General features: G+C 67.6%; 4 protein-coding genes. 3 read left to right on the forward strand and 1 reads right to left on the reverse strand.

Annotated elements, in window-relative coordinates; genetic code table 11:
• Positions 1 to 10: 10 nt before the first annotated feature.
• Together LH475_RS11740 and LH475_RS11745 are read left to right on the forward strand one after the other, a co-directional pair.
• On the forward strand, positions 11 to 403 hold the full coding sequence (locus tag LH475_RS11740; protein WP_297414172.1) for a LysM domain-containing protein: 393 nt from the start codon (positions 11 to 13) through the stop codon (positions 401 to 403).
• A 100-nt stretch (positions 404 to 503) separates the two neighbouring features.
• Complete coding sequence (locus tag LH475_RS11745) at positions 504 to 1,385, forward strand: rhodanese-like domain-containing protein (protein ID WP_196843168.1); 882 nt, start codon at positions 504 to 506, stop codon at positions 1,383 to 1,385.
• A 130-nt stretch (positions 1,386 to 1,515) separates the two neighbouring features.
• On the opposite strand, the gene LH475_RS11750 is transcribed toward LH475_RS11745, so the two are convergent.
• A complete protein-coding gene (locus LH475_RS11750) occupies positions 1,516 to 4,014 on the reverse strand; it encodes a DEAD/DEAH box helicase (RefSeq protein ID WP_297414175.1) in 2,499 nt (832 codons plus the stop codon).
• Between the two features lie 248 nt (positions 4,015 to 4,262).
• Here LH475_RS11750 and LH475_RS11755 point away from each other — a divergent pair, with 248 nt between their 5' ends.
• A complete protein-coding gene (locus LH475_RS11755; RefSeq protein ID WP_196843166.1) occupies positions 4,263 to 5,846 on the forward strand; it encodes a molybdopterin-dependent oxidoreductase in 1,584 nt (527 codons plus the stop codon).
• The last annotated feature ends 256 nt before the right edge of the window (positions 5,847 to 6,102 follow it).

Genomic DNA, 6,102 nt, shown 5'->3' on the forward strand with positions numbered 1-6,102 from the left:
GACCGTCACGGTGACCATCACACCGACCGTCACGCCCGCGCCCGCGCCCACGCCGAGCGCTACCCCGACACCCACGCCCACGCCCACGCCGACCCAGGAGGCGGCGCTCATACCGAACCCGGCGGTGCCCGACCTCGTTCCCAACGCGGAGCCCGTGCCGCTGCCGCAGGGGCCGGCCGCTGACCTGGGCAGCACACCGGGGGCCCGCGGCACCCCAACGGCTGACGGTGCAGGAGCCCTGCTCAGCTATACGGTCGTCGCGGGCGACGCCTTTTTCGACATCGCCCAACGATTCAATATTCCGGTGCAGCTGTTGCTCACCATGAACCCCTCGGTGCCCGGAGTCGGCGAGAACATCTATATCAAGCAGATCATCAACCTGGATTGGACCACGACCCGCTAGCCACCGGCACCGGGTGTGCCGCCGGTGTTGCGAGTCGCCGGATGACCGTGGACCGGTGTCGGTTTCGTCCGTTGTCGGTGGGCCCCACTAACCTTGCAGCATGAGTTCACCCGTTCCGTCTTCACCCGTCGTTTCCACCCAGTGGCTTGCCGATCACCTGGGTTCCGACAACCTGGTCATCCTCGACGCCACCGTGTTCGCCCGTGCACCGTCCGATGACGGGCCGCGCTACCTCAGCGGGAAAGAGGACTACCTCACCACGGGGCACATCCCCGGCGCCGTGTTCGCCGACCTGTTCGATGTCTTCTCCGACCCGACCGGTGCATTCGATTTCTCCCGACCGAGCGCCGAACAGTTTGAGGTGGCAACGGCATCCGTCGGCATCGACAACGACACGACCGTTGTCGTCTACGACGCCGTTGTCGGTCAGTGGGCCGCACGCATCTGGTGGCTGTTCCGCGCCTTCGGTTACGACGATGTCGCCGTTCTCGACGGCGGTCTCACCAAGTGGCACGCCGAAAAGCGCCCGTTCGCAACCGGCGAGGTGCGCCCGCGGGTCGCCGGCGCTTTCACAGCAACGCCTCGTCCCGAGCTGTGGGTCGAGAAGAGTTTCGTCGAGTCGATCGTCGCCGGCGAAGCGGATGCCGCCCTCGTCTGCGCACTGCCACCGGCGGAATTCGCCGGCACGGCGGGGTCACGCCCGCGCGCCGGACACATTCCCGGCAGCATCAGCCTGCCCGCCGGCCAGCTCGTCGACCCCGCCACGAACGCGTTCCTGCGCGGAGACCGGCTCGACAAGGCGCTCGCCCCGGCCGCGGCGGCATCTGGGCACCTCGTGACCTATTGCGGCGGCGGTATCGCTGCCGCTGCGAGCGCCCTCGCGCTCACCCGCGCCGGCAACGACCACGTCTCGATCTACGACGGCTCGCTCAACGAGTGGGCCGCCGACGCCACCGCTCCCTTGAGCGCACCCGGCGCCTAGCGCACGGGCGAGCACAGCGGGTGTGCACAGCGGGTGTGCACAGCGGGTGTGCACAGCGGGTGTGCACAGCGGGTGTGCACAGCGGGCGTGCGCGGCCAGGCCCGCGGGCACGCGCCGCCAGCACGCACTGCTACAGCCGGTTCACGCCGGTCACGCGCACGACCGCGGCGCCGAACTCGTCGGAGTCGGCGAGGTTGACGCTCGCGCTGATCCCCCAGTCGTGGTCGCCGGCGGGATCGTCGAGAATCTGACGCACGGTCCATTCCTCGGTGCCCTCCTCGATCAGCAGCAGGTCAGAGCTGCGCGCGTTGCCGCCGGTGAGCACCTCATCGTGCTCGGCGAAGTAACCATCCATCGCGTCGGCCCAGACATCGGTCGAATAGCCGTGCTCCCGGTCGAGCTCGCCGAGCTCGTCGTAGTGCTCCAACGCGGCCAGCTGCACCCGGCGGAACAGCTCGTTACGCACCAGAATGCGAAATGCCCGCACATTGGTCGTGAGCCGGCGCGGCGGCGGCGGCAGAATGGTGTTTGCGCCCGCCTCGTGCGCGGCGAGATCGGGATGCAGCAGTTCTTCCCACTCGTCGAGCAGGCTCGAGTCCACCTGGCGCACGAGTTCGCCGAGCCACTCGATAAGGTCGAGCAGGTCTTCGTTCTTGGCGTCATCGGGAATGGTCTGCCGGGCCGCCCGATACGCGTCGGAGAGATAACGCAGCACAACGCCCTCACTGCGGGCAAGTTTGTAGAACGCGATGAACTCGCCAAACGACATGGCCCGCTCGTACATGTCCCGAACGACGGCCTTGGGCCGCAGCTCAAAGTCGGCGATCCACGGCTGGGAAGCTTTGTAGGTGTCGAAGGTGTAGTTCAGCAGCTCTTCGAGCGGCTTGGGGTGCGTGATCTCCTCGAGCAGCGCCATCCGCTCGTCATATTCGATGCCCTCCCGCTTCATCGCAGTCACGGCCTCACCCCGGGCCGCGAACTGCTGCCCCAAGAGCACCGGTCGCGGGTCGTCGAGGGTCGACTCCAGAATCGAGATCATGTCGAGCGAGTAGGTCGACGATTCGGGGTCGAGCAGCTCAAAGGCGGCCAGCGCAAACGGCGAGAGCGGCTGGTTTAGCGCGAAATTCGCCTGCAGGTCAACGGTTAATCGGATGCTGCCACCCGCGCTCTGCTGCACGATGCCGGCTTCGCGGAGGGTCTTGTAGATGCCCAGAGCACGTCGGGCCAGTATTAGCTGGCGCCGCCACGGTTCGTGGTTGTCGAACACGAGTGAGTGCACGTGGGCGAAGGCGTCGCCGCCGCGTCCGATCACGTTGATGAGCATCGCCGCGGTCATCTGCATGCTCGACGACAGGGTCTCCGGCTCGGCGTCGACCAATCGGCGAAAGCTCGGTTCCCCCCAAGACACAAAGCCATCCGGCGCCTTCTTCCGCACGATTTTGCGCTTCTTCTTCGGGTCGTCGCCGGCCTTCTCGATGGCCTTGAGGTTGTCGGTTTCGTGCTCCGGTGCCTGAATGACAACGGTACCCGCCGTGTCGTAGCCGGCCCGGCCCGCCCGCCCGGCGATCTGGTGAAACTCGCGCACGTTTACCTGGCGCATTTTCACGCCGTCATACTTGGTGAGGGCGGTGAACAGCACGGTGCGAATGGGCACGTTGATGCCGACACCGAGGGTGTCAGTGCCGCAGATTACGCGCAGGTAGCCGCGCTGCGCGAGCTGCTCCACCAGCCGGCGGTATTTGGGCAGCATGCCGGCGTGATGCACTCCGATTCCCATGCGAATGAGCCGCGACAGGGTCTTGCCGAAGCTCGTGGTGAACCGAAACTCGCCGATCAGCTCGGCAATGACGTCACGCTGTTCGCGGGTGGCGACTTTGGCGCTCGCGAGCGCCTGGGCGCGTTCGAGGGCGGCCGCCTGGGAGAAGTGCACGATGTACACCGGAGCTTTGTCGGTGTGCAGCAGCTCTTCGACGGTTTCGTGCACCGGCGTCTGCTCGTAGTAATAGCTGAGCGGAACCGGTCGTTCCACACCGGTGACGATGGCCGTGGTTCGCCCGGTGCGCCGGGTCAGGTCATCGCTGATGAATTTCACATCGCCGAGCGTGGCCGACATGAGAATGAACTGCACCCGCGGCAATAGCAGCAGCGGCACCTGCCACGCCCAGCCGCGGTCCGGGTCGCCGTAGAAGTGGAACTCGTCCATCACGACGAGGTCAACCTCGGTGTCTTCGCCGTTTCGCAGGGCGAGGTTGGCGAGGATCTCAGCGGTGCAGCAGATGATCGGGGCGTCGGCATTGACCGAGGAGTCGCCGGTCATCATGCCGACGTTCTCAGCGCCGAAGGTTTCGACCAGCGAGAAGAATTTCTCGCTCACGAGGGCCTTGATCGGCGCGGTGTAGAAGCTGCGTTTGCCGGCCGAGAGCGCCGCGAAATGTGCGCCGACGGCCACGAGCGATTTGCCGGTTCCGGTCGGGGTGCTCAGGATGAGGTTGGCGCCGGACACGATCTCGATGACCGCTTCCTCCTGCGCGGGGTAGAGCGCGAGGCCCTGCTCGGTCGCCCAGCCTTCGAACGCCTCGAAGAGAGAGTCGGGGTCGGTTTCATTTTCGAGGCGCGCAAGCAGAGACATAGTCCCTCAAGACTGCACTACTTCGGTGCTTCCCACCTGCCGAACGGGCACCCAGCCCCTCGTCCACCATGGCTGATTCAGGAAATCCGGCCGCGGGCACCCCGTGTGCAACACAATCGGGGCGAATTCGACGCGATCTTTTGAATGAGCCACCGGCTGCAGCCCACACGGTGTGACGGATCTCTGACGAAACCGCTTCGGCGCCCGTGCGCGGTGGTAATCACAGCCGCCCGTTCTAGGCTGGCGATATGTCCATCCCCGACCCATCGAACACCCTGACCCGGCCGCGCGCCCCCACGGTGGTGCGACCCTGGCGCCCGGCGTGCGCCGGACTCGCCGCCGCCCTTTCCGGCCTCGGCCTGGCCGAGTTGACCGCCGCGTGGATCGCGCCCGGCGCGAGCCCCGTGCTCACGGTTGGCGCCCTCGTCATCGACATTGTTCCGGCCGGCGTCAAAGATCTCGTGATCGGCCTGTTCGGCAGCAATGACAAGATCGTGCTCATCGTGACGATCGTGCTCGTGCTGCTCGTACTCGCGGCCCTCGCCGGTATTCTCGAGAGTCGACGCCCGCCGTTTGGCCGTCTGCTCGTCGTGCTCATCGGCGCGATCGCCCTGTTCGCGGCGCTCTCCCGTTCCAGCGCCTCCACTCTCGACGCGGTACCCGCGGTCGTCGCTATGGGAGTCGCGGCCATCGCGCTGACTTTTCTCACCACCCGACTGCCAGTGAGTCCACCGCCACCGAGCGAGGCTGTTCCCGGCCCCGATCGCCGCCGCTTTCTGGTGTACACCGCCATCACCGCGGGTGTCGGACTTCTCGCCCTGATCGGCGGCCAGCTCAGCGCCGGAGCGACCCGGGCCGCGGATGCCGCACGCGCGCTGTTCACGCTGCCCCCGGCATCCGTTCGGGCAACCGCCATTTTGACCGGGGCGAGCCTCAACGTGGCGGGTATCACCCCGCTGATCACGCCGAACGCCGACTTCTATCGCATCGACACCGCCCTGAGTGTGCCGCGCATCGACCCGACCACCTGGCGCTTGAGAATCACCGGCATGGTCGAAAACGAGGTGGAGATCGACTTTGCCGAACTGCTGGCCCTGCCGCTCGAGGAGAGCACGACCACCCTGGCCTGCGTGTCGAACTATGTCGGCGGCGACCTGATCGGCAACGCCATCTGGCTCGGCTATCCGATTCGCGAGCTGCTGGCCCGGGCCAAACCCACCAGCGGAGCCGACATGGTGCTCTCCACGAGCCAGGACGGCTTCACCGCCGGCACCCCGATTTCGGCGCTGACCGACGGGCGAAACGCCATACTCGCCGTCGGCATGAATGGTGAACCGCTGCCGCTCGAGCACGGCTACCCGGTGCGCATGGTCGTGCCCGGGCTGTACGGCTACGTGTCGGCGACGAAGTGGGTCGTCGAGCTCAAGCTCACCCGCTTCGACCAGGAGCAGGGCTATTGGACCCCGCGGGGCTGGTCCGAACTCGGGCCGGTCAAGCTCTCCTCCCGCATCGACGTGCCCCGCGCCAAAACCTCGGTTCCCGCCGGGTCCGTTGTCGTCGCCGGCGTCGCCTGGTCCCAGCACGTGGGCGTGAGCGCCGTCGCCGTGCAGATCGACGACGGCCCGTGGCAGGACGCCACGCTCGCCGACCCGATCTCGGTCGATACCTGGCGGCAGTGGGCGTACACCTGGCCGGATGCGACCGCTGGCGAACACGCGGTCAAGGTGCGGGCTACGGACTCTGCTGGCCTCGTGCAGACGTCGGCCACCGCCGACGTCGCACCCAACGGAGCCACCGGACTGCACGAAATCTCCGTGTCCGTCTCGGCCTAGTCGGGGGGGGGGCGGGGGGGGGGGGGGGGGCGCCCCGCGCCCGCGGGCCGGGGCCCCCCGGGGGGGGGGGGGGCCGCGGCAACCCCCCGCCCGCACCCCCCCCCCCCCCCCCCCCCCGGCCCCGGGCCCCCACAGCCAGCCCCCCTACCAGGGGGGGCCGGGGGGCCCCCGCGACGACGGGCGCGACCACGACCGCCCTCCCGACGGTCACGGCCGTCGTGACGCCATCGGCGAGCGCGACAGCTTCTCCGACTAA

It is taken from the genome of Cryobacterium sp., from assembly GCF_026786305.1.
Lineage (GTDB): Bacteria > Actinomycetota > Actinomycetes > Actinomycetales > Microbacteriaceae > Cryobacterium.

Excerpts from the sequence above, each read along its gene's own strand:
- LH475_RS11745 (WP_196843168.1), top strand. The coding sequence starts at position 504 with ATGAGTTCACCCGTTCCGTCTTCACCCGTCGTTTCCACCCAGTGGCTT.
- LH475_RS11750 (WP_297414175.1), bottom strand. The coding sequence starts at position 4,014 with ATGTCTCTGCTTGCGCGCCTCGAAAATGAAACCGACCCCGACTCTCTC.
- LH475_RS11755 (WP_196843166.1), top strand. The coding sequence starts at position 4,263 with ATGTCCATCCCCGACCCATCGAACACCCTGACCCGGCCGCGCGCCCCC.